The organism is Pseudomonas sp. 05N432 (genome assembly GCF_056396945.1).
In genome coordinates this window covers 115500-140963 of the sequence record NZ_JBFTMM010000020.1, presented here as the reverse complement: position 1 = coordinate 140963, position 25464 = coordinate 115500, and the positions used below count along the sequence as shown (strand labels likewise).

Genomic DNA, 25464 nt, shown 5'->3' with positions numbered 1-25464 from the left:
TATCGCGGGTATATACACGCACCATGCTAGCCTCTCAATGTTTATGCACCAACCTGCGTCGCGCCGCCCGTGGCGTCAGCAGGCATTACGACGGCGCCCTCGACGGCTTCGGGATCAACGTTGCGCAGTATTCCTTGTTGTGCAATTTGCAGCGCCTCGATCAACCGAGCATTTCGACCCTGGCGGAAGCCATGGGCCTGGATCGCAGTACGCTGGGGCGTAATCTGCGGGTGCTGGAGGGGGAGGGGCTGGTGATGCTGGTTGAAGGTGAAGACCAGCGCAACCGCATCGTGCAGTTGACCGAAACCGGGCGTGAGCGCCTGGCAGCGGCCTTGCCGGCCTGGGAAGCGGCGCAGCAGCGGCTGATTGATCGTCTGGGAGCAGAGAAACGCGCAACCTTGCTGGCCTTGCTGGATGAACTCGCCTGAGGCGGCGGGCCTTTCCAAGCGTAAGCCCGAACTTAAGCGGGTATATACCCGCTACTGGAGAACAAGAATGACATCAATGTGGCGTACCAGCGGTTGGGTTCTACTTGGGAGCGCACTGATTCTTGCGCTGTCGCTTGGCGTGAGGCATGGCTTCGGGCTGTTTTTGCCGCCGATGAGCGCGCAGTTTGGCTGGGGGCGCGAAGTGTTCGCCTTTGCCATCGCCCTGCAGAACCTGATCTGGGGGCTGGCGCAGCCATTCACCGGGGCCTTGGCGGACCGCTTCGGCGCGGCGAAAGTGGTGCTGGTCGGTGGTGTGCTGTACGCCGTGGGTTTGGTGTTCATGGGCTTGTCCGATTCGGCCTGGACGCTGTCATTGAGTGCTGGCTTGTTGATCGGTATTGGCCTGTCTGGCACCTCGTTCTCGGTGATTCTTGGCGTTGTAGGGCGCGCCCTGCCGCCGGAGAAACGCAGCATGGGCATGGGTGTCGCCAGTGCTGCGGGCTCTTTCGGCCAATTCGCCATGTTGCCTGGCACGTTGGGGTTGATCGGCTGGCTCGGTTGGTCGACAGCACTCCTGGTGCTGGGAATGCTGGTAGCGCTGATTGTGCCGCTGGTCAGCATGCTCAAAGACAAACCGCTGCCCGTGCTCGGTCATGAACAAACCCTGTCCGAGGCCCTGCACGAAGCGTGTTCGCACTCGGGCTTCTGGTTGCTGGCGTTCGGTTTTTTTGTCTGTGGTTTCCAGGTGGTGTTTATCGGTGTGCATTTGCCGGCCTATCTGGTCGACCAGCATCTGCCTGCCAGCGTTGGTACCACGGTGCTGGCGTTGATTGGCCTGTTCAATATCTTCGGTACTTACACCGCCGGCTGGCTCGGTGGGCGCATGTCCAAACCGCGTCTGTTGACAGGGCTCTACCTGCTGCGTGCGGTGGTGATCAGTCTGTTCATCTGGGCGCCAGTCACGCAGACCAGTGCCTATCTGTTCGGCATGGCCATGGGCTTTCTCTGGTTGTCGACAGTGCCTTTGACCAACGGCACGGTGGCGACGCTGTTTGGTGTACGAAACCTCTCTATGCTCGGCGGTATCGTTTTCCTCTTTCACCAGTTGGGCTCGTTCCTTGGCGGCTGGTTGGGTGGGGTGGTTTACGACCGAACAGGCAACTATGACTTGATCTGGCAGGTGGCGATTCTTCTTAGTCTGTTGGCGGCAGTCTTGAATTGGCCTGTACGCGAGCGTCCCGTGGCACGGTTGCAAGCTCAGGTGAGTGTGGCATGAGCAGGATTGCAGCCTGGTTCGCCGCTGCCGGGGCTGGCGCGTTGTTGTTGGCGCTGGCCTGGTGGGGCTGGCATCAGGGTGGGCTGGCACTGATGCAGCTCGGTATGGGTGCTTGCTGAGTCACACCCACTAAAAAGCCCCGCGTCTGTGCAAGAGCGCGGGGCTTTTTCAATTCAGCCAGTGAGCTGTTCAGGCTCGCAGTGAATCAGAAGCGGTAGGTCGCGCCGACACCAAAACCATTGGAGCTGTTTTCGTACTTGGCGCTGTAACTGTCTACTGCGTTGGAGTGATTCACCGTGACAGCTTCTTCCTTGAGGTAGGAATAGGCGACGTCGATGGTCAGATCATCGGTGACGTTGTAGCCAGCGCCAAGGCTGAAGATAGTGCGGTCACCTGTAGGAATGCGTGGTGAGCGGTCAGTATTGTTGGTAGGCGACTGGTCAAAGGTCAGGCCGGTGCGCAATATCCACTGCTTGTTCAACTTGTAGGAAGTACCGATGGCGTAGGCCCAGGTATTGTGCCAGTTCTGCTCTTCCGTAATGGTGCCGAACAAGGCTGGGGACAATACACCGCCCTGTGCCGCAGTGACGCCTTCGTTATTGACGGTGATGTTTTTCAGGCGGCTCCAGCGGGTCCAGGTGGAACCTGCATACACGGTCCACGCATCTGTCAGTTGTTGCGTCACGGAGAAGTCGACCGATTCAGGCGTTTCGATTTTCAGCGAAGCGTCGTATCGATTGCTTTGCAGGAAGGCGGAAGGAGCGTTGGCGCCTGCAGTGATATCGGTATGACCTTCGAGCTTGTAATTCACTTTCGAGTGATAGGTCAGGCCGAGGCGGGTGGTATCGGTTGCTTGTACCAGAACACCGAAGTTATAGCCCAGAGCGGTGTCGTCGCCTTTGATCTTGACGTGGGTATCGCCAAAAAGAGGTACATCCGACTCGAGAGTGCCGCCAATACGGTTAATGGTCGGGCCGAAACCGATCGATACTCTGTCGTTGAAGGCATAGCTGACGGTAGGTTGGAAGGTCACAACCTTGACTTCACTCTTGCTGCCGAAGCCGCCGCCCTGGAAGCCACTTTCATAGTTGGTAATCAGACCAAAAGGTGCATAGACGCCGAGGCCAAATGCCCAGTGATCATCGATCGGTTTGACGTAATAGCCCATCGGAACGGCTGTGAATGGCACCATGTCGCCCTTGTTGGTACCCGGATGGGCGCCGTGGGCGTCTTTGATATCACTCGAAGCGTCGATAGCTGCCAGCCCGCCAGTGACTTCCTGGCGCTTGATACGCGACATACCGGCAGGGTTGCCAAATACAGTACTCGCATCCTCGGCGGACGAAGAGCGTCCCGCAAAACCAGTCCCCATCCCACTGATGCTCTGTTCGTTGAGGGCAAAGCCACTTGCGAAGATCTGGGTGGATGCCAAGGTAACGGCGAGGCTAAGGGTGGTTTTGAGCATTACTCTTTTCATTATTAGAACTCCTGGTGATCACCGGGGCGAAAATTACCAACATTTTCGTTTGAGCGCTATAGGCTGGATGGCTTGAGATAGAGCGCTTTTGTAGGACAATCAGACCAGATTCGCACCTATAATGCGCGATCTTGCAAATTGCCCGGTTAGCAGGCGATCTGATTCAGCGGTGATACACAGGTTTGCCAGGCGCAGGTGAAGTCACGCAGACGACCTTGCGGCTGGAAGGTCTGGCGCCAGATTCTGGCCATGCCCAGCAGGTCATCGGCTTCGGGGAGCGGGGTATTCTGTTCTTCTATCAATAGCCAGGCGATGGCGGTGGCGTAACGCAGGTTGACGGTCAGTTCGAGGTGCGGACCGCTGAGGAACGCGTGCTGGCTGGCGAGGCCGCGAACCAGGCTGGCGCGTTCCGGGTCCAGCGCCAGGTAGTGATCCCAAAGCGCCTGGTGACGAGGTTCGGCAATCCGGTACAGACCATGCCCGCGGCGGTCATGCAGGGCGGAGCCGAGAGCGGACTGACTGGCTGCAACACCCAGTAGCAGGGATTCGGCAATCGTGCTGTGGCGTCCGAGGTAAATCAATGTCGGACGGATCACATAACGGCACAGTTCGCTGGCGGCGATACCCATAAAGCCCTCGAAACGTGAAGTGGGCGGCGATTCCTGACTGGGTGGGCTTGGCAGCTGTGGATCGACTCAGGATCGCCGGAAGCGGATCAAGCCGCTTGAGTTGAAGTGTAGTGTCATATTCGTGCCGTAAAGGCCTGTTTTTAAAATATTTCTGGCACCGAGTTATAACCGTTATATCGCTTGGTGCTTAAGCCGGTACAGCGAATGGAGAAATATCAGGCAATAAAAAGCCCTGCTTTTCAGGCAGGGCTTTTGATGTTTTCAGCCTTTCTGGCGTATCAGGCAACCAGTGCCTGACGGGTACGCTCGATCACGGCCTGCAGCGGCTCGGCGCTGGAGTATTGATCGGGGTACAGGCGTTCGCTGTGACGAGCGATGCCGTGTTCATTGACCAGAGTGAAGCTGAAGCAGCCTTTGCGAGCAGCCATGATCAGGCAGTTCATTGGAGCAAAAGCGTTGGTTAGGGTGCGAATGGCATCCTGAGTGTGGATTTGAGTAGACATGGTTATTGGGTGTTCCTACAAATGACACGGATAAGAACCGTGCAACGTTAAAACGTTCCAGTAACGACGATCACCATTGATCGAACGAAGAACCCGACTGGAACAAAGCAGCCAGTTGAAGCGCTATGATTTTTGCGCGCTTGGGCCGGCAGGTAGGTACTTAGGAGGGCAGGCAACACATCAAGGGCAGAGGTTCTGGGCCCGGGGTGAAGATCCTGATCAATTTGCAGGTTGGTTCGGTCAGAGTAAGTGAGCTTCGCAACACCCTTTGCTTTCGATTCAAAGGCAGTGTTGTCGCAAGCGTTACCTGGAAACCATCGAGGTGGTCGGTCCCGTGATGTCGGTAGAGGCTTCTCTTTAGGGAAGGTATACCGCAGGAGTTGTTCGACCAGAATTGACTTTCAGCTTGGTACTAACGCCGCGGATAGTAACGGATTGAATTCGAGAAAGGAAGTGTGTTAGGCAAAAACTTTTACTGATGCTTGAATCGCTCTGCTCGCTGGCGGGAAATTGCCGTGCCTGGCGCATCTGCAGTCGCGGGTAAAACGTCGCGGCAACAGTAAAGCACACAATTGGGTCGCCAGGTGTCCAGCGGTATGAGCCTCACCTCGCTTGAAACGCAGGTACAGTGAGGCTCGTTGTGACGGATTGACTGCAAAACGCACGAAAAAAGGGCGGTGATATAACCACCTCAAAGGGACTTGTGCACATTAGTTGCGTGGACTGTCACCGGCCTGTCATTTCACCTTCAAGCGCAGTGGGTGCCTGTAGTGGAAATTTAAGTCAATGAAAAACATCGCTTTTTTTTACTGGTGAAAAAATCGTCAGTTTGACTGCGAGCCCCATTCCACAGGGCTTCTGGCGAGTTCAGGGCGGGTTGTCCACTGAGTTATCCACAGCTTCTGTGGATTGTCCCGAGCGCTTGCTCTAGGACGGGCGTGCAGGCTTTTTTCGACTTTACCCGTACGAAAAAAAGAGTAGAGTGGCGCGCCTTCCGATTCGTCCCACAGTACTTTATGAAGTTTCGCTCAGTACCAACCTCTGTTACCTCCATCGCCTCAGATGTTACGCCACCCAAGCGCTTTTCGATTCGAGTCGCTGAATGGTTGCTTGACAGCCCACGTCTGGGCGACAACCCCAACATCAAACATTTCGCCGGACGTTTGCTCAAGGCTCCAGCCCGTGAAGGGGTGGTGGCTGCGCAAAGTCGTCTGGGGCTATTGATGTGCCGCGAATGCGGCAATGCCCGAGATCGGCGCATTGGCCAGGACCTGCTGCGTCAGGCCGCACGTGCCGGCGACCGGCGTGCCCGGCAGGAACTCGGTCAGATCGAAGACTGAGCTGTCCAAGCCCCGACGGCTTGGTTAACCTTCGCGCTTTAATTCATCGGCAGGAGTCGTCATGGCTATGGACGTGACCAGTGTGTTGCTCGGTCTGGCGGGTGCTGCGCTACCGTTATTGATGCTGGCGTGGCAGCTACAGCGGCGCCTGAGCACCGCGCAGTCCGAGCTGTCGCTGCTTGAAGAACGCTTGGGTACTGCACAACTGGCGCAGGACGGTCTGAATGCGCAACTCGATGCCTGCCGTGATGAAATCAGCGACCTGGGTCAGGCCAATGCCGCCAAGCAAGCCGATCTGGCTGCCGTGCGCCGTGAAGTCGAGCTGTTGCAGATCGAGCGCGACAACGCTCGTGATGCGGCTCATGCCTGGAACCTCGAGCGCAGCAGTAAAGAGGCCGAGTTGCGGCGGCTGGACGCTCAGGCCGCCTCGTTGAATGCCGAGCTGCGTGAGCAGCAGGAAAGCCATCAGCAACGCCTGAGCGACCTGCAAGGCTCGCGGGATGAGCTGCGGGCGCAGTTCGCCGAGCTCGCCGGGAAAATCTTCGATGAGCGTGAGCAGCGCTTTGCCGAAACCAGCCAGCAGCGTTTGGGCCAATTGCTTGACCCACTGAAAGAGCGCATTCAATCCTTCGAGAAGCGCGTCGAGGAAAGTTATCAGGCTGAAGCTCGCGAGCGCTTCTCGCTGGCCAAGGAACTGGAGCGTTTGCAACAACTGAACCTGCGCTTGAGCGACGAGGCGACCAACCTCACGCGAGCACTCAAGGGGCAGAAAACCCAAGGCAACTGGGGCGAGTTGATTCTCGAGCGAGTGCTGGAACACGCAGGCCTGGAGAAGGGCCGCGAGTACCAGACTCAAGTCAGTCTCAAAGGCCCGGATGGCGAGCGTTTCCAGCCCGACGTGCTGATTTATCTGCCGGGCGACAAGCAGGTGGTGGTCGACTCGAAGGTCAGCCTGACGGCCTATCAGCAATACGTGGCGGCTGACGACGATGCGATTGGCCAGGCGGCGCTGAAACAGCATGTGCTGTCGTTGCGTAATCATGTCAAGGGCTTGTCCGATAAGGACTATAAGCGCCTGGACGGTCTGCACAGCCTGGATTTCGTATTACTTTTCGTGCCCATCGAGGCGGCTTTTTCCGCTGCATTGCAGGCCGAGCCGAATCTGTTTCAGGAAGCGTTCGATCGCCATATCGTCATCGTCAGCCCGACCACCTTACTGGCCACGTTGCGCGTCATCGACAGCCTGTGGAAGCAAGAGCGCCAGAGTCAGAATGCCCGGGAAATTGCCGAGCGCGCGGGCTGGCTGTACGACAAGTTCGTGTTGTTTATTCAGGACCTGGACGAGGTCGGCAATCGCTTGCAGCAACTGGATAAAGCCTACAGCGCCGCACGCAACAAACTGACGGAAGGCCGCGGCAATCTGGTCAGCCGCAGCGAACAGCTTAAATTGCTCGGCGCACGGGCCAGCAAGAGCTTGCCGGCCGATCTGCTGGAGCGGGCGATGACCGATGTCGATGGCTTGGCCGAGTTGCCGGAGTAGCGCCTACAACGGCAAATGCCGACTCAACAACGCGCGCAATGCCGCCGGTTTCACCGGTTTCGGCAGGTATTCCAGGCCTGCTGCATGCACTTGGGCAACCATCTCCGGTCGCCCGTCAGCACTGATCACCACGCCAGGCACCGGCTCACCGAGTTGAGAGCGTAGCCAGGCCATGAGTTCGGTGCCGGTTTCGCCATGGTCGAGGTGGTAATCCACCAATGCCAGTTGCGGGCGCATGCCATCGCTGAGCAGCGCAGTGCACTCATCGCGATTGCGCGCGGTATACACCTGGCAGCCCCAGCGCGAGAGCAGGCTGTTCATGCCGATCAGAATGCTGTCTTCGTTATCGATACACAGCACCTGCGCGCCCGTCGGCAGCCGGCCATTGAGCTTGGCAGTGGTCCCGGGCGCACAGGTTTGAGCATGGGCCAGAGGCACGCTGACGCTAAACACACTGCCTTTGCCTGGCCAGGAGCGGACTTGCAGTTGATGACCCAGCACCCGGCACAAACCGTCGGCAATCGCCAGACCCAGGCCCAGGCCTTTTTCGGCGCGGGTCTGGTGGCTGTCGAGGCGCTTGAACTCCTCGAAGATCTCTTGGCGTTTGTCTTCGGGAATCCCCGGGCCACGGTCCCAGACCTCCAGGCACAGCTGATCGCCCTTGTGCCGTACGCCCAATAGCACGGGGCCTTTGGCGTAGCGGAAGGCGTTGGTCAGGAAGTTTTGCAGAATCCGCCGCAGCAATTTGATATCGCTGTCGACCCGCAGGCGACTGCCGCGCAGGCGAAATTTCAGCCCTTGCTCCTGCGCCAGTGCCTTGAATTCGGCGCCGAGGGTGTCGAACAGATCATTCAGCACAAATGGCTTGCGATCCGGGTTGATCTTGCCATTTTCCAGGCGCGAGATGTCGAGCAGGTCACTGATCAAGTCCTCGGCCGAGCGAAGCGAACTGTCCAGATGCTGCACCAGTTGCCGGGTCTCGGGGGAGAGATCTTCGTTCTGGTGGGAGAGGGCGGCCGAGAACAGCCGCGCGGCGTTCAATGGCTGCATCAGGTCGTGGCTGACGGCTGCAAGGAAACGGGTTTTCGACTGGTTGGCCGCCTCGGCGGTGCCTTTGGCTTCGGTCAGCGCGATGTTCAGTTGCGACAGTTCATGGGTGCGCTCGGCGACGCGTCGCTCCAGGCCCTCGTTGGCCTCGGTCAGCGCCTGCTCGGCTTCGCGAAACGCGGTGATGTCGGTGAAACTCATGACAAACCCGCCGCCCGGCATTGGATTGCCGATCAGCTCGATCACCCGGCCGTTGGGGAACAACCGCTCCGAGGTGTGGGCGCGCCCCTGGCGCATCCAGTGCAGGCGCCGGGCAACGTGGACTTCCGCTTCGCCGGGGCCGCACAGGCCGCGTTCGGCGTTATAGCGAATGATGTCGGCAATCGGCCGGCCGACACTGATCAGGCCGTCCGGGTAGTTGAACAGTTCAAGGTAGCGACGGTTCCAGGCCACCAGCTTCAGCGACTGGTCGACCACGCTGATGCCTTGGGTGATGTTCTCGATCGCGCCTTGCAGCAAGGCGCGGTTGAATTGCAGCACTTCCGAGGCTTCGTCGGCGATTCGCACCACGTCCTCGAGTTGCATTTCCCGACCTTCAATAGCGGCTTTTACGACGGCGCGGGTCGATGACGCCCCGAGTACACCGGCGAGCAGGCGTTCGGTGTGGGCAATCCATTCACCGTCGGCATTCTGATTCGGATTGAAGCCTTTTCCTTGGCGGTAGGCGAAGCGGATGAAGCTCTGGCGTGCCCGTTCTTCGCCGACAAAACGTGCCGCGAGTTGCAGCAGATCGTCGATTTGCACCGCCAGCATCGAGCGTGCGCTCGGCCGTGTGCTGATTTCCTGGCCAATGAAGCGTCCGGCCTGCCAGTGTTCCGAGACCCGTGTGCGGGACAGCATCGACACCCAGGCGAACAAGGTGAAGTTACCGGCCAGTGACAACACCACGCCTTGGGTCAGTGGGGAAATCGGCAGGTTCAGCGGATTGCCGTGCAGCCAGCCCAGCCCAGGGAAGCTGTGCAGCGACCAGCCCAGGCTGTTGGCGGCGATCGGCAGAATCAACGTGTAGAACCAGAGAAAAGTCCCCGCCGCGAGACCGGCGAATACTCCGCGGCGGTTGGCCTGTTTCCAGTACAGCGCGCCGAGCATCGCCGGCGCCAGTTGGGTCACGGCGGCAAACGCGATCTGTCCGATGGTGGCCAGGCTGGCGGTCGAGCCGAGCAGGCGATAGGACACATAGGCCAGCAGCAGAATCGCCACGATGCTCACTCGACGCACCGAAAGCATCCAGTGGCGGAACACCTCGAACGGCCGCTCGGCATTTTTCCGGCGTAGCAGCCATGGCAGCAGCATGTCGTTGGAAACCATGGTCGACAGCGCCACGCTGGCAACGATCACCATGCCGGTGGCGGCCGATGCGCCACCGATAAACGCCAGCAGCGCCAGTGCCGGGTGGGCCTGGGCCAGTGGCAGGCTGATCACGAAGGAGTCGGGCAGTACCGAGCTTGGCAGCATCATTTGCCCGGCCAGCGCAATCGGTACCACGAACAGTGCGGCCAATCCCAGATAAGCCGGGAATACCCATTTCGCCAAGCGCAAATCGTGCGGTTCGATGTTCTCCACCACAGTCACATGGAACTGTCGTGGCAGGCAGATGATCGCCATCATCGCCACGCCCGTCTGCACCACCATCGATGGCCAATTGACGGTTTCTTTCCAGTATTCCTCCAGGCGTGGTGCGAGCATGGCCTGATCGAACAGGTCGTTGAAGCCATCGTACAAACCATACGTGACGAAGGCGCCGACGGCGAGGAAGGCGAGCAGCTTGACCAGTGCTTCGAAGGCAATCGCCAGCACCATGCCACGGTGGTGCTCTGTAGCATCGAGGTTGCGGGTGCCGAAGACGATGGTGAACAGTGCCAGAATCAGCGACACAATCAGCGCCGTGTCCTGGGCCCGGGTGCCCATGGCATCCGGACCTGCGCCGATCAACAGGTTGACCCCCAGGACGATGCCTTTAAGTTGCAAGGCGATGTAGGGCAATACGCCTACCAGACAGATCAGTGCCACCACCACTGCCAGCGATTGCGACTTGCCGTAGCGGGCGGCGATGAAGTCGGCAATCGAGGTGATGTTTTCCTGTTTGCTGATCATCACCATTTTTTGCAGGACCCACGGCGCGAACACCAGCAGCAGCATCGGCCCCAGATAAATCGGCAAAAACGACCAGAGTTGTTCGGCGGCCTGACCGACAGCGCCAAAGAACGTCCAGCTGGTGCAGTAGACCGCCAGCGACAGGCTGTACACCCAGGCACGCATACGCGGTGGCAGCGGTGCGCTGCGCCGGTCACCGTAAAAGGCGATAGCGAACATGACGGCCATATAGGCCAGGGCGACGGCGGCGATCAGTCCGCTGGACAGCGACATGGTAACTCCAGGCATAAAGACACCCGGGACGCAGACCCGGTATTACAGTCTCGCACGACCACTTCAGTTAGTCAGTGTCGACCAAGGTCGTGGCGCGGCGGGGTGTCGCAGGGTGGATACGTACCGTGTTTGCGCGGCAGCTACGGGGCCAGTGCGATGTCGATCAAGCGATGCAACTCTTCAACCTCAAGCGCCGCCGATGCGAACAGGATGCGGAACACCGTCGGCGCCACCACCATGTTGATCAATCGGTCGACACTGGGCTTCGGCTCATTCGGATAGCGGTCCAGTATTGTCTGCAACTGACCGCTGAGAATGCTCACGCAATACCCCGGCGTGGCGCTCGATTGCACGTCACGCATCATGTTGCGGCCGGGCTCCGAGCTCATTTCGTCCAGATACTGCTCGGCCCAGGCGCGCAAATCGCCGCGCAGGCTGCCGGTGTTGGCGGGTTCGCTGTCAGGACGCATGCGTACCAGCGCGACGTCGGCCAAGAGTGCCGACAAGTCACCCCAACGTCGGTAGATCGTTGACGGCGTAACGCCTGCGCGGGCGGCGATTTGCGGCACGGTCACGCTCGAGCGCTCCTGTTCTTCGAGGAGTTCGCGTACTGCCGAATGAATCGACTCTTGCACCCTGGCACTACGGCCGCCCGGGCGTAAACCTTCTTTAATAGCCATGCGTCGAACCTTAACACAAAGAATTTGCTTTAAGCCGAAGCCAGTAGCACACTCCGTAAAGCAAAAAATTAGCTTTTGCGGAGTGTGCCCATGTCCAGTTCTGTCTCAAACCGTTCCAGCCTGGTGTTCCTGGCGATCACCTTACTGAGTTTTCTCGCCGCTTCCAGTGCACCAACACCGCTTTATCACCTGTACCAGGAGGCGCTGCAGTTTTCTCCGGCAACCCTGACGCTGATTTTCGGGGTGTATGCCTTTAGCCTGCTGGCGGCGCTGCTGACGGTCGGCTCGTTGTCGGATCATCTGGGGCGCAAACCGGTGATCTTCGCTGCGTTACTGCTGGATATGCTGGCGATGTTGCTGTTTATCAATGCCGACAGTGTGGCTTGGCTGATCGCTGCGCGGGTGCTTCAGGGGTTTGCCACCGGCATGGCCACCAGCGTACTCGGTGCGGCGTTGCTCGATACTGACCGGCAGCAAGGCCCGCTGGTGAATAGCGTTGCGCCGCTTCTGGGCATGGCGTTTGGCGCATTGGGCAGTGGATTGCTGGCGGAGTACGCACCGCAACCGTTGCAGTTGGTCTACTGGATTCTGTTGGGGTTGTTCCTGCTGCAAGCCCTGTACGTCTGGCGTCTGCCAGAAAGTGTCAGTCGACTACCCGGCGCCTGGGCGTCGCTACGCCCGACCTTGCATGTGCCGCCACAGGCACGACGGGCGCTGTGGCTGGCGCTGCCGGTGGATGTGGCGGTCTGGGCGGTGGGCGGCTTCTTCCTGTCACTGGCGCCATCGCTGGTTCGTACGGCGACCGGTTCGACCTCCAACCTGATCGGCGGAGGTTTGGTGGCCGTGTTGACGGTCAGCGGCGCATTGATGATCTTCTCGTTGCGCAAGCGCCCGGCAGACAAAGTCCTGCGCTTGGGCGCGAGCTGCTTGGCGATCGGCATCGCGCTGATTCTGAGCGCCGTGCACAGCGCCAGTCTGCCGCTGTTTTTCTTCGCCACTCTGGTGGCTGGCAGTGGTTTTGGTGCCGGTTTTCTCGGTGCCTTGCGCAGCGTGGTACCGCTGGCCTTGCCCCATGAGCGCGCGGGGTTGATGTCGGCGTTCTACGTGCTGAGTTACCTGGCGTTCTGCCTGCCGTCGCTATTGGCAGGCAACCTGACCCGGACCTTCGGTCTGATCGCCACCACCGATGGCTATGGCGCGGTATTGATCGTGCTGTCGTTGGGGGCGTTGTTGGGGTTGATGCGTCAGCGGCCGGCCAAGCTCTGTGGGGTAGCGGATAATCCTTAACGTGACAGAGGCGTTCCCAGTCGGAGTGATACGGGCAGCAGTGTTTAATACCTATATCTGTAAAACAGATAACAGTTAGAGAAATTACCCGTTATATAGATATTCGATTCAGTTCTACCATGAGCTCTACCTCACTCGAGGACAGGAGTTCACGATGCAATGCCCCAACAGCAACAAAACCGCTAACCGGCCTTTGAGCCATTTGCAGCACCCTCGCGAAGCGATTCGTCAGTTCACCCCGAACTGGTTCGCCGCGACCATGGGTACCGGGGTCCTGGCCTTGGCGCTCGCCCAATTGCCGGTGTCTGTCCCTGGCCTGCATGCCTTCGCTGAAGGCCTGTGGATGTTCAATATTTTCCTGTTCCTGCTGTTCAGCGGGTTGTACGCCGCGCGCTGGGCGTTTTTCTTCGATGAAGCGCGACGGATTTTCGGCCACTCCACGGTTTCGATGTTTTTCGGCACCATTCCCATGGGCCTGGCGACCATCATCAATGGCTTCCTGCTGTTTGGTCTGCCGCGTTGGGGGGAGGGCGTTGTGCACCTGGCCGAGGTGCTGTGGTGGCTGGATGTCGCCATGTCGCTGGCCTGCGGCGTCTTGATCCCGTATATGATGTTCACCCGTCAGGAGCACAGCATCGACCAGATGACCGCCGTCTGGCTGCTACCGGTGGTGGCTGCAGAAGTCGCGGCGGCGAGCGGTGGTTTGCTTGCGCCGCATCTGGCAGATGCCCACTCGCAATTGGTGGTGCTGGTGACCAGCTACGTGCTGTGGGCGTTCTCGCTGCCGGTGGCGTTCAGCATCCTGACCATCCTGCTGCTGCGTATGGCCCTGCACAAATTGCCCCACGAAAACATGGCCGCGTCGAGCTGGCTGGCGCTGGGGCCGATCGGTACCGGGGCGCTGGGCATGTTGTTGCTGGGTAGCGATGCGCCGGCTATTTTCGCCGCCAACGGTTTGCCGGGAATCGGTGAAATTGCCGCCGGACTGGGCCTGATCGCAGGCATTACGCTGTGGGGCTTCGGCTTGTGGTGGATGTTGATGGCGGTGCTGATCACCTTGCGTTACCTGCGTGGTGGAATTCCCTTCAACCTCGGCTGGTGGGGTTTTACCTTCCCGTTGGGCGTCTATTCGCTGGCCACGCTGAAGCTGGCAGGCACCTTGAACCTGACTTTTTTCAGTATCTTTGGCAGCGTTTTGGTGGTCGCACTGGCGATCATGTGGCTGATCGTCTCCAAGCGCACCGTTCAAGGCGCCTGGCGCGGTGAGTTGTTTGTTTCGCCGTGTATTGCCGGATTAGCGAAATAATTCGCAAAGTTTAGGTAAGGTTGTGGCCTGGATCGCGGTACGACATTCCAATAAGAGCATCCAAGCCACACAGGGACATGGAAGATGAGCCACCCTTCGCAGTTCACCTTGCTTCGCAAGCGGCGGTTTCTGCCGTTTTTTGTTACGCAGTCCCTCGGGGCGTTCAACGACAACATCTTCAAGCAGTCGTTGATCCTTGCCATTTTGTACAAGCTGACCATCGAGGGTGACCGTTCGATCTGGGTCAACCTGTGTGCGCTGCTGTTCATCCTGCCGTTCTTTCTGTTCTCGGCGCTGGCCGGACAGTTCGGTGAAAAGTTCGCCAAGGACGCGCTGATTCGTCTGATCAAACTCGGTGAAATCGCGATCATGGCGGTCGGCGCAGTCGGGTTCCTGTTCGATCACCTGTCGCTGATGCTGGTGGCGCTGTTCGCCATGGGCACCCACTCGGCGCTGTTCGGCCCGGTGAAGTACTCGATCCTGCCGCAGGCCCTGCATGAAGAAGAGCTGGTGGGTGGTAACGGTCTGGTGGAAATGGGCACCTTCCTGGCGATTCTGGCCGGGACCATTGGCGCCGGGATCATGATGTCGTCCAGTCACTACGCACCGATCGTCTCTACGGCGATCATCGGTGTCGCGGTGCTGGGCTATCTGACCAGCCGCGGCATTCCACGCGCCGCGGCATCCACTCCTGAACTGCGGTTGAACTGGAATATCTTCAGCCAGTCCTGGGCGACTCTGCGCCTGGGACTGGGGCAAACGCCCGCAGTGTCGCGCTCAATTGTCGGTAACTCGTGGTTCTGGTTTGTCGGGGCGATTTACCTGACGCAAATCCCGGCCTACGCCAAAGAGTGGATGCACGGTGACGAGACCGTAGTGACGCTGATTCTGACGGTGTTCTCGGTCGGTATCGCGCTGGGATCTATGCTCTGCGAAAAACTCTCTGGACGCAAAATCGAGATCGGACTGGTGCCGTTTGGCTCCTTTGGGCTGACAGTGTTCGGTTTGCTGCTCTGGTGGAGCTCCGGGGGTATCCCGCAAAGCGTTCAAGGTCATGGCTGGATCGAAGTGCTTGGCTTCGCTCATACGTGGTGGGTGCTGTTCGATATTCTCGGGCTGGGGATTTTCGGTGGTTTCTACATCGTGCCGCTGTACGCGTTGATCCAGTCGCGCACTGCCGAAAACGAGCGGGCGCGGGTGATCGCGGCCAACAACATCCTCAACGCACTGTTCATGGTGGTCTCGGCGATTGTCTCGATTGTGCTGCTGAGCATCGTCAAGCTGTCGATTCCCCAGCTGTTCCTGGTGGTGTCGCTGCTGAACATTGGCGTCAACGCCTACATCTTCAGCATCGTTCCCGAATTCAGCATGCGCTTCATGATCTGGCTGCTCAGCCATTCCATGTACCGCGTGCAGCACCGTAACCTTGAGCTGATTCCTGATGAAGGTGCGGCGTTACTGGTCTGCAACCACGTGTCGTTCGTCGACGCTTTGCTGATTGGTGGCGCAGTGCGTCGGCCGATTCGCTTTGTGATGTATTACAAGATCTACAACCTGCCGGTGCTGAACTTCATCTTCCGTACGGCGGGGACCATTCCGATTGCCGGGCGCCAGGAAGACAACCAGATTTACGAAAAGGCCTTCAAGCGAATCGCCCAGTACCTGAAAGATGGTGAGCTGGTGTGCATCTTCCCCGAAGGCAAGCTGACCGCCGATGGCGAGATCAATGAGTTCAAAGGCGGGCTGACGCGGATACTGGAAGAGACACCGGTGCCGGTGATTCCATTGGCCTTGCAAGGGTTGTGGGGCAGCTTTTTCAGCCGCGATCCGAACAAGGGCTTGTTCCACCGTCTCTGGTCACGGGTGACCCTGGTGGCCGGGCCGGCGGTGGCGGTTGAAGTCGCGCAGCCTGCGCAGTTGCAAGCGCTGGTCGGCGAGTTGCGTGGCACCGTTAGATAGTGGGTGTTTTGGTCGGCCTCATCGCGAGCAGGCTCGCTCCCACACTTGATCTGTGAACGACACAGAACCAATGTGGGAGCGAGCTTGCTCCGGGCGGCGTTCCGATGATGGCGGTAGAGGCCTAAGTACTGACTTTGAGCCCGACCAACCCGGCGATGATCAGCGCGACGCTGGCCAGGCGGAACAGCGCCATGGATTCACCAAACAGGATGATCCCTGCGATAACCGTGCCCACGGCGCCGACGCCAGTCCAGATTGCGTAGGCAGTGCCCAACGGCAGATCCTTCATGGCCAGGCCCAGCAGACCCAGGCTGATTACCATGGCACCGACAGTCAGGACGGTGGGAAGAGGGCGGCTGAAGCCGTCGGTGTATTTCAGGCCAACGGCCCAGCCGACTTCAAACAGGCCAGCGAAAAACAGAATGATCCAAGGCATGAAGACCTCCATCGATTGACGGGGTCGTCCCCAGATTAATAACTTGAACGAGCCGCGAGGTCGTCCTCGCGATGCGCAGTATAGTGCCCACTATTAACCTGAGGATCAAGTTACAGGGTCAGTCGGTTGCTTGTTGGGCGGCCAGTTCGCGGTCGTGTTTCTCGCTCATTCGACGGAAGTACGTCGAGAGCAACGCCCCGGAAATGTTGTGCCAAACGCTGAATAGCGCGCTCGGCACCGCTGCCAGTGGCGAGAAGTGGGCACTGGCCAGTGCCGCGCCCAGACCGGAGTTCTGCATGCCGACTTCCAGTGCCAGGGACTTGCGTTGCGCCAGCGGCAGTTTGAACACGCGTCCGGTGAAGTAGCCCAGCAGGAAGCCAAAGCTGTTATGCAGCATCACCACAGCCATGATCAGCAGGCCGGATTCGGCAATCTTTGCCTGACTCGCCGCGACAACGGCGGCGACGATGATCACGATGCTCACCACTGAAACCAGAGGCAGCACCTCTACCGCGTGGCGCACCCGATCTCCCAGCAGGCGCTGGGCGACTACGCCGAGCACGATCGGCAGCAACACCACTTGCAGGATCGACCAGAACAGTTCCATGAACGAGACCGGCAACCAGGCCGAGGCCAGTAACCAGATCAGGGCGGGTGTCAGCACCGGAGCGAGCAGGGTGGTGACGGCGGCAATCGCTACCGACAGCGCCAAGTCGCCGCGGGCCAGCCAGGTCATCACGTTCGACGAGGTGCCGCTTGGGCAGCAACCGACCAGAATCACCCCGACGGCGATTTCCGGTGGCAGGTGAAACGCCTGGCAGAGCAACCATGCCACGCCGGGCATGATCACGAAATGTGCGACCACGCCCAGTGCCACGCGCCACGGATGGCGGGCCACTTCAGCGAAGTCTTCAAGTTTGAGGGTCAGGCCCATGCCGAACATCACCAGCCCCAGCAACGGCACGATCGCACCTTTCAAACCGATGAACCACGCCGGTTGCAGGAAGGCCACCACGGCGAAGATCAAGACCCAGTAAGCGAAAGTGTTGCCGACAAAGCGACTCAGTGCTGCCAGTGCACGCATGACCTGTTCCTTGTTATTTAAATGAAGCCCAAAACCAATGTGGGAGCGAGCCTGCTCGCGATGAGGGACTGACATTCAACAATGATGTTGACTGAAACTCCGCTATCGCGAGCAGGCTCGCTCCCACAGTAGAGATCACAAGCCTTTAGATCCCTTGCGGAGTCTCTTCACCGCCCAACGCCTCAACCAGCGCCGGGAGGAAGTCGCCGAAAGTCAGCATCATCAGCGTGAAGCTGGCGTCCAGTTGGCCGAGGGCTTCATCGCCACCGTCCTGTTCTGCCTGATCCTGCAGCAGGTCTTCGAACTTCAGGCGCTTGACCACCATCTTGTCGTCGAGGACGAACGACAGTTTGTCTTGCCAGGCCAGGGACAGCTGAGTGACCACTTTACCGGTGCTCAGGTGCAACTGGATTTCTTCGCTGGTCAGGTCTTGGCGCTTGCAACGGACGATGCCGCCGTCTTCGTGGGTATCGCGCAGTTCGCACTCATCCAGTACGAAGAAGTCGTCAGCGGCTTTCTGGGTGGTGACCCACTCAGTCATGGTCGCGGTCGGGGACATTTTTACAGTCAGCGGACGTACCGGCAGCGTGCCGATTACTTCACGCAGCGTCGAAAGCAGGTCTTCGGCGCGTTTCGGGCTGGCGGAGTTGACCAGGATCAGCCCCTGTTTCGGTGCGATGGCGGCAAAGGTCGACGAGCGACGGATAAAGGCGCGCGGCAGGAACGCCTGGATGATTTCATCCTTGATCTGATCACGCTCCTTCTTATAGACCTTGCGCATTTGCTCGGCTTCGATCTCTTCGACCTTTTCCTTGACTGCGTCGCGCACGACGCTGCCTGGCAGAATGCGTTCTTCCTTGCGTGCGGCGATCAGCAGGAAGTCTCCGCTGACATGTACCAGAGGGGCATCTTCGCCTTTGCCAAACGGCGCGACGAAACCGTAGGTGGTCAACTCCTGGCTTGCACATGGGCGCGCCAGCTTGGTGGCCAGTGCAGTTTCCAACGCCTCAGCATCAAAAGGCAGATCTTGGGTCAGGCGATAGATAAGCAGGTTCTTGAACCACATGGGGTGAGTCTCTCCTTTATACAAAGGGGGGCATTATTCTCCGCGCAGCGTCATAGGCCAACCCTCAGCTAAGCCTTTGGAAGGCCTGAAAAAATTATTTTAAAAAGTGCTTGCCAGAGGTGGGGCTGCTCCGTAGAATGCGCGCCACACCGAACGTGAAGGGTGATTAGCTCAGCTGGGAGAGCGTCTGCCTTACAAGCAGAATGTCGGCGGTTCGATCCCGTCATCACCCACCATTCGCATTCAGTGTTACGCGCAGCGGTAGTTCAGTCGGTTAGAATACCGGCCTGTCACGCCGGGGGTCGCGGGTTCGAGTCCCGTCCGCTGCGCCATATTCGGTAACCTGGAACACTGAACGCCAGGTCACCACGGAAAGCCCGCTAACGCGGGCTTTTTGCTGTAAGAGTTCCATGCGATGTGCACTGTTTCATTGAAATTCAGCTTTTTTAATATTTTTCTTAATTAAATCAGCACGTTATGAATTTTTGTGGCACAATGCGCCCCGCAACGAAGGTAAAGGGTGATTAGCTCAGCTGGGAGAGCGTCTGCCTTACAAGCAGAATGTCGGCGGTTCGATCCCGTCATCACCCACCACTTACTTTCAACGCTACGCGCAGCGGTAGTTCAGTCGGTTAGAATACCGGCCTGTCACGCCGGGGGTCGCGGGTTCGAGTCCCGTCCGCTGCGCCATATTCGGTAACCTGGAACACTGAACGCCAGGTCACCACAGAAAGCCCGCTTAATGCGGGCTTTTTGCTGTCTGGGGTTTTATCAAGTCATAGTCCCCGATAAAAAAGCGACCCTTGGTCGCTTTTTTCGTTTATGGGTTACTACTGCTCGGCATTGCGCGCGTGCCGGTAATCACTGACCGCTTCGTACACCGCTTTGCGTAGCCGATTGATACCGCCGATAGGGCGGTGGGCTTCCAGACCAAACCAGGGGTTGAAGGACTGGTTATCGCATCGGAGGTTCAGCGCTGGCGTGTCGAAGTCCTGGGCGGGTATCTGAATCCGCGCCACGGTTTCAAACGGCGCATCGCTTTCACGCCATTCGATGCTGGTGTCTTCGATCGGCATGTACCTGGTCGGGTCCTGGCGCTGGATCTGCAAGACAAAACACGCGGGCACACGATCCGTCGACAGCTGCTGATTCAGTGCGCTGCGCAAATAGTTTGGCAGCGCTTGATTTTGCGCAGGCAGGGTGTAGTTGGGGCAGCTGTCGGGGTCTGGCGCGACGCGAAACTTGGCGTTGGCCGTACCGAATTTATACGGCGAGACGGAAAAATAAGTGGTCTGGGTCGGGCTGGCCGGTGCTGGCGCCAGCGTCGCCAAGGCAATAAACAGGTGACGAACCTGCCAGCTGCGCGGATCCCAACTCGGAAAGAACGCCATGACCTGTTTGCCATCCGCCTGGGCTGCGACGTTCTGACGGTACTCGGCGACATTGCTGACGAAGAAGTTCGGATGGCTGAACATCACGAAGTCCTGCTCGCTGCGGCTCTGCTGATCCTTGAGTAGCTGCGTTCCCGGTACATCAAGCAATTTGATCGCCATGCCTCGGGCATCGCGGACGCTGTCGAATTGCGGATAGGCGTTACCGTTGGACAGTCGCAAGATGGCTTGCCAGGTCTTGCCGGCTTCGCTAAAGACCCCTTGACGCAGTTCAGGCGCCAGGTCGGCCAGCACTTGAACCTCGGCCTTTACGCAGCCATGCGCCTTGGCGTGGGCATCGCGCAGGAAGCGAGTGTTTTCGCGGTGCTGGTCGACGATGTGCACGGCGGTCTGGATGATCTCCTGGGTCATTGCTGCTTCACCGGCCGGAATGCGCTCGTTGGCAGAGACCGGGCCGCTGTGATGCCAGGCGAACCAGCCCGTCGCCACTGCCCAGCCCAGCAAGCCGAGTCCCAACAGAAGCAGCAGGGCTTTGCCTAGTAGTACGCCAATGCGCAGCCAAAGAGTGATCAACATGCGCGAATCCTTTTTGCTGCGGTGATGGTCATGGCAATTGCGATTCCAAAGGACCGCCGAGCACCTTCAGGTATTCCAGTAGCGCCCAGCGCTCTTGTGGTTGCAGCAGACGGCCGATGACCCCGTTGCCCCGTTCGCCTGCACGAAATTCGTGACCGCCGTTGTGGTTGCCGGTGATTCGCGTGTCGAACTCGAAACCGTTGCTGAAGGCTTCAGTGCGATAACCCAGGTGCTGCGGGTCGTATTCGAACGTGCCTTTATAGAAGGTGGTTGCGCGCTCATCTTGCGGCGAGAGCAGTAGGTAGATATTCGGTACCGAACCGTTATGCAGAAACGGTGGCGTCGCCCAGACGCCCGCCAGCGGTCGTGCCTTGTAGGCGCGTAGTTCACGAACGCCAATCGGCAGCCCGAATCCATCCATGGCGGGGCGCTCTTCAGTTGTGACATTGGCGTCACGGTAAGCGCGGTTTTCGACGAAGGCTGTTACGTAGGCCAGTCCTTTGGCAACCGAGAGTTTGTTCAGGTCCAGCGGTCCGGCAGGCGTCGGGTGCAGTTTGACGTCCAGTTTCGCCAGTTCGGCCAGGTCCCATTTGAGCGCGCTCAGGTCGAAACGGTGGTCGGCGATGTTGTTGGCGGCCCCCGGGTCGGTGCCTATGACGTCCACCGGTAGCATTTTCAGTTTCTGTTCAGGCCGACCATTGGTCACCGTCACGTTCGGTACATGGCAACCGGCGCAGTTCTCGGCGAACAACGTGCGGCCCTTGGCGGCCAGCGGTTTGTCGATGCTGCCGAGCAATGCTTCGGGCCAGGCCGGAGGTTTGAGTCGCTTCAGGGTTTCTTCGATCAGTTGCAGGTCACGTACTCGCACGCTGGAGGGGTAGCGATCATCGCCCTTGAGCGGCTGGCCGGCGGCATCGAAGAAGTTCAGCGTCGCACCGACGCCCAGGGCTTCGCCGATGTTGCGCGCCATGGGTTGCTGGGCTGAGCCGTTCCATTGCACCCAATCAAAACTCCAGATATCCCACAGCTGCGGGTAGTCCACGGGCGCGTTGGCTACTCGGTAGTTGTTCGGCGAAATGGCGTCGCCGAAAGTGGCATTGGCAATACGGCCGAAAGCGTCGGTACGGCCCGGGCCTTCTTCGGTGGGGTAGAGGCCGCGGTGGGTGTCATTCCAGGCAGCGCGCAGGAAGGTATCCAGCGACGTTTTGAAGTCCTGGCGCAGTTGTGAGTGCTGGGCGTCATAGTCCTGACCCAGCACGTTGCGTGCGAAGCGTTCGAATTTCCAGGGGTTGTAGTAGGTCGAGGCGAGACTTGCGACCAATGCCTGACCGAAACTGCCGCCGCGCAGAGTGGGGACACTGGAAGGCAATACGTGCTGCGCCGAGCCACCGTCGATGCGTATTGCCTGGCCTTTAAAGCGCAGCTCGCCGGTATGGCAGGCGGCGCAGGTAACATCCAGAAACTCTTCTTTACTGCCAGGGTTCTGATGACGGGCGAAGCCGACGGGCAGGTTGCCGGGGTTGTTCGGCGTGGCTTTCTGGGCGGGATCCACCAGAAAACCAAAACGCGCCAGGTATTCCGGCGCGGCAAAGCGTTGCTCCGAGAACGGCAGTTCAAGTGCTGTGAACCAGTTGTAGCGCAGGCCTTTGACCTGCGTACCCTGCGGCGTGAAGTAGTAGGTCTGGCGGTCGGCGGCGTCCCACTGCTCGAGGTAGTTCACCTGCTCGACCGGCGTATAGGCCGGCAGCTTCGGGTTGGCGACGTAATACAGGACCACCGCCAGAGCGACTACCAGCAGGGTGATTATCAGTAACAGCACACGGATCAAGAGGCGCACTTTAAACATCCTTGTCGATTTATAGCCTTGTTATGCCTTAGCTCCGAGTACGCGGCAAGTGGCCATTACGCCAGACGCTGTAGGAACCGGCGTTTATTGCACTGAGAAGAAGCTGACAGAAGCTTCATGACCAGCACTCGCAAAATGCATTAAAAGACCTGAACTTATCGGAGCTTTCCTGCTCTCATGCCGGTAGCCATTGGTCGTGGCGGCCTGATAAGCTCGCGGCTTTATTCGATTGCCCTTTAGGCGCATGAACAAGGAAATAGCATGAAACAGCATCGGTTGGCGGCGGCGGTGGCCCTGGTTAGCCTGGTACTTGCGGGTTGTGACTCGCAGTCCAGCGTCGAGCTGAAAACCCCGGCGCAAAAAGCTTCCTACGGTATTGGCCTGAACATGGGCAAGAGCCTGGCTCAGGAAGGCATGGATGACCTGGATTCCAAAGCCGTGGCCCAAGGCATCGAAGATGCCGTTGGCAAGAAAGAACAGAAACTGAAGGATGACGAACTGGTCGAAGCTTTCGCTGCGCTGCAAAAGCGCGCTGAAGAGCGTCTGGCCAAGATGAGCGAAGAGTCGGCAGCTGCCGGCAAGAAATTCCTCGAAGACAACGCGAAGAAGCCGGGTGTCGTTACTACTGCTTCGGGTCTGCAGTACGAAGTGGTCAAGAAAGCCGATGGCCCACAGCCTAAGCCGACTGACGTAGTGACTGTTCACTACACTGGCAAGCTGACCAACGGCACCGTATTCGACAGTTCCGTCGAGCGCGGCAGCCCGATCGATCTGCCGGTTAGCGGCGTGATCCCGGGTTGGGTCGAAGGTCTGCAGCTGATGCATGTTGGCGAGAAGTACAAACTGTACATCCCTAGCGATCTGGCCTACGGCGCACAAAGCCCTAGCCCGGCAATCCCGGCCAATTCGGTGCTGGTATTCGACCTGGAACTGCTGGCGATCAAAGATCCGGCAAAACAAGACGCCGCCAAGTAATCAGCGTCTGCTATAAAAACAACGCCCCGTTCATGCGGGGCGTTGTTGCATCTGGCGTTCAGTGGTCGACAATTCAAGCGAACGGACGCGGTGGAGTGGAGTCACAGCATTGAGGGTGCCACAGCTAAACGCAGTAGGTTGCCAAGTCAATGAAATATTGGGTTTTTTTATGTGAGTAAAAAACGCCCGATCTGAGCTTAGCCCTTGTAGGACGTGGCCTTCAGGCGTGAAAAGCGGCTCTGTTCACAAGGTTATCCACAATTTGTGTGGATAACATTTCAGCGGGAGAAATGATGAAAGCACCTTGGAACTTCGCTCGATTTCTACCTTTGGCGGGAAGGTTGCTCAGTCGTGGGCGATTACCGGCCCTGTTGTTTGCCGTAGCCAGAAAAGGGGCGAGCCAGGGTAATCGTTTGGGCAAGCTTAAAGACGACCTGCGATTACTGCAGGCATTGTGCCTGGCGTACTGGCGCGGTGAGTATCGGGACATCAGTCGCAAATCGATGCTGACAGTGGTGGCGGGGCTGATGTACTTCCTCAGCCCGCTCGACGCGATCCCGGATTTCATCCCGGTATTTGGCATGCTCGATGACATCGCCGTACTGGCCTGGGTAATGAAAACCCTTGATGACGAACTGAATGCTTTCCGTGCCTGGCGCGACCGTCAGCAGCCGGAAAAGCTCGCGGTCGTGGAGCGCTTGCCTGATACGCCGGAGCAATTACAACTGCAAGGCCCGAAAAAAACCTGAGTTGAATCAGGTTCATCCACAGATTGATCGCCCCTCGCGACCTTATCGGCTGTTAGGATTACACTTCTAAGGAAAAGTGCTGACTCGCTAAGTGTTGTTGTCCTACGGGGTAGTCATGGATATTCAGATAATTGCACGTGATGGCGAACCCGAATATGCGGTTCTAACGTGGGCTCAGTATCAAGCGTTATTGAAAGCAGCAGGCGTCACTGAACAACCACCGCGTGAAGCGACAGTCCGTCACGCGGCCACAGCAGACCAGGTTCTTCCAGGTCTGGATCAACTACGCAGTTTGCGCGAAGGGAAGGGCATCGCCATTGAGGCGCTGGCCCGCACGGTAGGCATCAGCCCGTCTTACCTGGCCTTGATCGAAAGTGGCGAGCGTCAACCTGACGCAGCGATTCGCCGCAGCCTGGCCTGGGAACTGACGGTGCCGGGATGGAGGGATGAATCGTGAGCGTACGCATCAGTCGTCAACATTGGGACGGTTTAATCGGCGAGCTGGATCAGGCCCGTCGTCAGCGGCATCTTCTGACTTATCGCGCTTTGCTTGAGCGTTTGCAGTTGCCGAGCCCGGCCATGCAAACCCTGACTGCCGCGCTTGAGCACCTGGCGGCGCTGGATGCACGGGCCGAGCAGCCGCTGCGCAGTTCGCTGGTCATCAGCCAGGGCGCCAGCCGTCTGCCGCGCACCGGGTTCTTCGAATGCGTCGAGCGGCTGGGGCGTTTCTCCGGGCCTTCCGATGGCGTGGCTGCCGCGTCCTGGCATGCCTCGGAAGTGGTGCGGGTATTTGAGTACGAATACCCCGAATCTGCGGAGGCCTGAATGCTCTGGCGACTCAAGGCCCGTGCCAGTTACTGGCTGGCACGCAGGCTGTTTCATTGGTCATGGTTTGTCCGCCAGCCACGTGGCTGGAGCTGGCTTGAAGGTCAGTTCGCGCGCATGGCGAATCTCGGTGATGTCGGTGCGCAAAGCTTCTATGGCCACATCCTGACGTTCCGTGGCCAGGGTCTCGGTGCCCGTGAAGAGGGCGTACGTTTGTTGCGCCTTGCCGCATTGGCGGGGGACGCAAAAGCGGCCTATCAGGTCGGCGTGATCAGCCTTGCCGGAACACCGAGCAAGGCCCCTGACGCTGCCGAGGCGGCGCGCTGGTGGCAGATGGCGGCCAAGGCCGGACATCCGCTGGCCGAGATCAAGCTCAAGGAACTGGCGTCGCGTGATGCTTGACGGCCACTCTCGCACTGGCTGATCCGGTTTGCCGGCGATCTTGGATAAGCCACTTTCCTACAGGCGTTTATAAAGTAATCGCCCATCAAGCAGTGCCCGTTCTGCTTGATTGAGCCATTCCCTTCGCTTTAACGAAATGCCCTACATCATCCTCCGTTTGTCCTGACTTCATTCCCCGCTCCATCCCCGCACAGTCTCGCGTCCCACTGCGACCG

Annotated in this window: 23 protein-coding genes and 4 tRNA genes; 17 read left to right on the top strand and 10 right to left on the bottom strand. The window is 58.8% G+C overall.

The annotated features are described in order from the left end of the window. The first annotated feature begins 23 nt into the window (after window positions 1-23). The 3 genes from AC1DHT_RS23725 (at window position 24) to AC1DHT_RS23715 (ending at window position 1823) form a co-directional block, all read left to right on the top strand. Window positions 24-428: a MarR family winged helix-turn-helix transcriptional regulator gene (locus AC1DHT_RS23725; RefSeq protein ID WP_054593546.1), complete on the top strand. Its 405-nt coding sequence runs from the start codon at window positions 24-26 to the stop codon at window positions 426-428. 67 nt (window positions 429-495) lie between these two features. Further along, window positions 496-1704, top strand: a complete 1209-nt coding sequence (locus AC1DHT_RS23720; protein WP_427546015.1) for an MFS transporter — start codon at window positions 496-498, stop codon at window positions 1702-1704. Continuing rightward, complete coding sequence (locus AC1DHT_RS23715; protein ID WP_427546017.1) at window positions 1701-1823, top strand: hypothetical protein; 123 nt, start codon at window positions 1701-1703, stop codon at window positions 1821-1823. Before AC1DHT_RS23720 ends, AC1DHT_RS23715 begins: the two co-directional genes overlap by 4 nt. An 86-nt stretch (window positions 1824-1909) precedes the next feature. Here the strand turns inward: AC1DHT_RS23715 and AC1DHT_RS23710 are convergent, their stop codons facing one another. The 3 genes from AC1DHT_RS23710 to AC1DHT_RS23700 all read right to left on the bottom strand — a co-directional run bounded on the left by AC1DHT_RS23710 (window position 1910) and on the right by AC1DHT_RS23700 (window position 4313). Next, a complete protein-coding gene (locus AC1DHT_RS23710) occupies window positions 1910-3181 on the bottom strand; it encodes an OmpP1/FadL family transporter (RefSeq protein ID WP_427530391.1) in 1272 nt (423 codons plus the stop codon). 146 nt (window positions 3182-3327) lie between these two features. Further along, window positions 3328-3810 carry a hypothetical protein gene (locus AC1DHT_RS23705; protein WP_019693082.1) on the bottom strand — a complete coding sequence of 161 codons (483 nt, stop codon included), beginning with the start codon at window positions 3808-3810 and terminating at the stop codon, window positions 3328-3330. 278 nt (window positions 3811-4088) lie between these two features. Continuing rightward, complete coding sequence (locus AC1DHT_RS23700; protein ID WP_007898912.1) at window positions 4089-4313, bottom strand: hypothetical protein; 225 nt, start codon at window positions 4311-4313, stop codon at window positions 4089-4091. A 1016-nt stretch (window positions 4314-5329) separates the two neighbouring features. Between AC1DHT_RS23700 and AC1DHT_RS23695 the strand changes: the two genes are divergently transcribed. After that, entirely contained in the window at window positions 5330-5653 is a 324-nt protein-coding gene (locus AC1DHT_RS23695) for a sel1 repeat family protein (protein ID WP_427546019.1), read from the top strand. 175 nt (window positions 5654-5828) lie between these two features. Continuing rightward, entirely contained in the window at window positions 5829-7193 is a 1365-nt protein-coding gene (locus AC1DHT_RS23690) for a DNA recombination protein RmuC (protein WP_427530462.1), read from the top strand. Between the two features lie 3 nt (window positions 7194-7196). Here AC1DHT_RS23690 and AC1DHT_RS23685 read toward each other — a convergent pair whose 3' ends face one another. Further along, the gene (locus tag AC1DHT_RS23685) at window positions 7197-10667 is read right to left on the bottom strand and encodes a hybrid sensor histidine kinase/response regulator (protein ID WP_427546021.1); all 3471 of its coding nucleotides are present in this window, start codon (window positions 10665-10667) and stop codon (window positions 7197-7199) included. A gap of 140 nt (window positions 10668-10807) precedes the next feature. After that, on the bottom strand, window positions 10808-11347 hold the full coding sequence (locus tag AC1DHT_RS23680) for a TetR/AcrR family transcriptional regulator (RefSeq protein WP_427546023.1): 540 nt from the start codon (window positions 11345-11347) through the stop codon (window positions 10808-10810). Between the two features lie 90 nt (window positions 11348-11437). Here AC1DHT_RS23680 and AC1DHT_RS23675 point away from each other — a divergent pair, with 90 nt between their 5' ends. The 3 genes from AC1DHT_RS23675 to AC1DHT_RS23665 all read left to right on the top strand — a co-directional run bounded on the left by AC1DHT_RS23675 (window position 11438) and on the right by AC1DHT_RS23665 (window position 15899). Continuing rightward, window positions 11438-12634 carry an MFS transporter gene (locus tag AC1DHT_RS23675; RefSeq protein ID WP_427546025.1) on the top strand — a complete coding sequence of 399 codons (1197 nt, stop codon included), beginning with the start codon at window positions 11438-11440 and terminating at the stop codon, window positions 12632-12634. A 154-nt stretch (window positions 12635-12788) separates the two neighbouring features. Beyond that, window positions 12789-13940 carry a TDT family transporter gene (locus AC1DHT_RS23670; RefSeq protein WP_427546027.1) on the top strand — a complete coding sequence of 384 codons (1152 nt, stop codon included), beginning with the start codon at window positions 12789-12791 and terminating at the stop codon, window positions 13938-13940. Window positions 13941-14024: 84 nt separating this feature from the next. After that, a complete protein-coding gene (locus AC1DHT_RS23665) occupies window positions 14025-15899 on the top strand; it encodes an MFS transporter (RefSeq protein ID WP_427546029.1) in 1875 nt (624 codons plus the stop codon). Window positions 15900-16020: 121 nt separating this feature from the next. Here AC1DHT_RS23665 and sugE read toward each other — a convergent pair whose 3' ends face one another. From sugE to rdgC, 3 genes are all read right to left on the bottom strand, one after another. Beyond that, entirely contained in the window at window positions 16021-16335 is a 315-nt protein-coding gene (sugE, locus tag AC1DHT_RS23660) for a quaternary ammonium compound efflux SMR transporter SugE (RefSeq protein ID WP_123580246.1), read from the bottom strand. A gap of 118 nt (window positions 16336-16453) precedes the next feature. Next, window positions 16454-17419 (bottom strand): bile acid:sodium symporter family protein, encoded by a 966-nt coding sequence (locus AC1DHT_RS23655; protein ID WP_427546031.1) that lies wholly within the window; start codon window positions 17417-17419, stop codon window positions 16454-16456. 145 nt (window positions 17420-17564) lie between these two features. Next, complete coding sequence (gene rdgC, locus AC1DHT_RS23650) at window positions 17565-18485, bottom strand: recombination-associated protein RdgC (protein WP_095147961.1); 921 nt, start codon at window positions 18483-18485, stop codon at window positions 17565-17567. Between the two features lie 160 nt (window positions 18486-18645). On the opposite strand from rdgC, the gene AC1DHT_RS23645 reads away from it, so the two are divergent. The 4 genes from AC1DHT_RS23645 to AC1DHT_RS23630 all read left to right on the top strand — a co-directional run bounded on the left by AC1DHT_RS23645 (window position 18646) and on the right by AC1DHT_RS23630 (window position 19175). After that, window positions 18646-18721: transfer RNA gene (locus AC1DHT_RS23645), tRNA-Val, on the top strand. 19 nt (window positions 18722-18740) lie between these two features. Then, window positions 18741-18817: transfer RNA gene (locus AC1DHT_RS23640), tRNA-Asp, on the top strand. Window positions 18818-19003: 186 nt separating this feature from the next. Then, a tRNA-Val gene (locus AC1DHT_RS23635) sits at window positions 19004-19079 on the top strand. 19 nt (window positions 19080-19098) lie between these two features. Further along, window positions 19099-19175 (top strand) — tRNA-Asp (locus tag AC1DHT_RS23630). A gap of 140 nt (window positions 19176-19315) precedes the next feature. Here the strand turns inward: AC1DHT_RS23630 and AC1DHT_RS23625 are convergent. After that, complete coding sequence (locus tag AC1DHT_RS23625; RefSeq protein ID WP_427541588.1) at window positions 19316-20452, bottom strand: catalase family protein; 1137 nt, start codon at window positions 20450-20452, stop codon at window positions 19316-19318. Between the two features lie 28 nt (window positions 20453-20480). Continuing rightward, window positions 20481-22289, bottom strand: a complete 1809-nt coding sequence (locus AC1DHT_RS23620) for a di-heme-cytochrome C peroxidase (protein WP_427541585.1) — start codon at window positions 22287-22289, stop codon at window positions 20481-20483. A gap of 270 nt (window positions 22290-22559) precedes the next feature. Between AC1DHT_RS23620 and AC1DHT_RS23615 the strand changes: the two genes are divergently transcribed. The 5 genes from AC1DHT_RS23615 (at window position 22560) to AC1DHT_RS23595 (ending at window position 25249) form a co-directional block, all read left to right on the top strand. Then, window positions 22560-23273 carry an FKBP-type peptidyl-prolyl cis-trans isomerase gene (locus tag AC1DHT_RS23615; RefSeq protein WP_427530414.1) on the top strand — a complete coding sequence of 238 codons (714 nt, stop codon included), beginning with the start codon at window positions 22560-22562 and terminating at the stop codon, window positions 23271-23273. A 293-nt stretch (window positions 23274-23566) separates the two neighbouring features. After that, on the top strand, window positions 23567-24022 hold the full coding sequence (locus tag AC1DHT_RS23610; protein ID WP_427530416.1) for a YkvA family protein: 456 nt from the start codon (window positions 23567-23569) through the stop codon (window positions 24020-24022). Between the two features lie 115 nt (window positions 24023-24137). Continuing rightward, on the top strand, window positions 24138-24479 hold the full coding sequence (locus tag AC1DHT_RS23605) for a helix-turn-helix domain-containing protein (RefSeq protein ID WP_054598159.1): 342 nt from the start codon (window positions 24138-24140) through the stop codon (window positions 24477-24479). Next, window positions 24476-24847 (top strand): hypothetical protein, encoded by a 372-nt coding sequence (locus AC1DHT_RS23600; RefSeq protein ID WP_019693066.1) that lies wholly within the window; start codon window positions 24476-24478, stop codon window positions 24845-24847. The genes AC1DHT_RS23605 and AC1DHT_RS23600 overlap by 4 nt, the downstream gene beginning before the upstream one ends. Further along, complete coding sequence (locus AC1DHT_RS23595; RefSeq protein WP_054593529.1) at window positions 24848-25249, top strand: SEL1-like repeat protein; 402 nt, start codon at window positions 24848-24850, stop codon at window positions 25247-25249. Window positions 25250-25464: the final 215 nt, after the last annotated feature.

Coding starts and splice junctions, on each gene's coding strand:
- AC1DHT_RS23725 (WP_054593546.1), top strand. CDS start 24: ATGCTAGCCTCTCAATGTTTATGCACCAACCTGCGTCGCGCCGCCCGT.
- AC1DHT_RS23720 (WP_427546015.1), top strand. CDS start 496: ATGACATCAATGTGGCGTACCAGCGGTTGGGTTCTACTTGGGAGCGCA.
- AC1DHT_RS23715 (WP_427546017.1), top strand. CDS start 1,701: ATGAGCAGGATTGCAGCCTGGTTCGCCGCTGCCGGGGCTGGCGCGTTG.
- AC1DHT_RS23710 (WP_427530391.1), bottom strand. CDS start 3,181: ATGAAAAGAGTAATGCTCAAAACCACCCTTAGCCTCGCCGTTACCTTG.
- AC1DHT_RS23705 (WP_019693082.1), bottom strand. CDS start 3,810: ATGGGTATCGCCGCCAGCGAACTGTGCCGTTATGTGATCCGTCCGACA.
- AC1DHT_RS23700 (WP_007898912.1), bottom strand. CDS start 4,313: ATGTCTACTCAAATCCACACTCAGGATGCCATTCGCACCCTAACCAAC.
- AC1DHT_RS23695 (WP_427546019.1), top strand. CDS start 5,330: ATGAAGTTTCGCTCAGTACCAACCTCTGTTACCTCCATCGCCTCAGAT.
- AC1DHT_RS23685 (WP_427546021.1), bottom strand. CDS start 10,667: ATGTCGCTGTCCAGCGGACTGATCGCCGCCGTCGCCCTGGCCTATATG.
- AC1DHT_RS23680 (WP_427546023.1), bottom strand. CDS start 11,347: ATGGCTATTAAAGAAGGTTTACGCCCGGGCGGCCGTAGTGCCAGGGTG.
- AC1DHT_RS23675 (WP_427546025.1), top strand. CDS start 11,438: ATGTCCAGTTCTGTCTCAAACCGTTCCAGCCTGGTGTTCCTGGCGATC.
- AC1DHT_RS23670 (WP_427546027.1), top strand. CDS start 12,789: ATGCAATGCCCCAACAGCAACAAAACCGCTAACCGGCCTTTGAGCCAT.
- AC1DHT_RS23665 (WP_427546029.1), top strand. CDS start 14,025: ATGAGCCACCCTTCGCAGTTCACCTTGCTTCGCAAGCGGCGGTTTCTG.
- sugE (WP_123580246.1), bottom strand. CDS start 16,335: ATGCCTTGGATCATTCTGTTTTTCGCTGGCCTGTTTGAAGTCGGCTGG.
- AC1DHT_RS23655 (WP_427546031.1), bottom strand. CDS start 17,419: ATGCGTGCACTGGCAGCACTGAGTCGCTTTGTCGGCAACACTTTCGCT.
- rdgC (WP_095147961.1), bottom strand. CDS start 18,485: ATGTGGTTCAAGAACCTGCTTATCTATCGCCTGACCCAAGATCTGCCT.
- AC1DHT_RS23625 (WP_427541588.1), bottom strand. CDS start 20,452: ATGTTGATCACTCTTTGGCTGCGCATTGGCGTACTACTAGGCAAAGCC.
- AC1DHT_RS23615 (WP_427530414.1), top strand. CDS start 22,560: ATGAAACAGCATCGGTTGGCGGCGGCGGTGGCCCTGGTTAGCCTGGTA.
- AC1DHT_RS23610 (WP_427530416.1), top strand. CDS start 23,567: ATGAAAGCACCTTGGAACTTCGCTCGATTTCTACCTTTGGCGGGAAGG.
- AC1DHT_RS23605 (WP_054598159.1), top strand. CDS start 24,138: ATGGATATTCAGATAATTGCACGTGATGGCGAACCCGAATATGCGGTT.
- AC1DHT_RS23595 (WP_054593529.1), top strand. CDS start 24,848: ATGCTCTGGCGACTCAAGGCCCGTGCCAGTTACTGGCTGGCACGCAGG.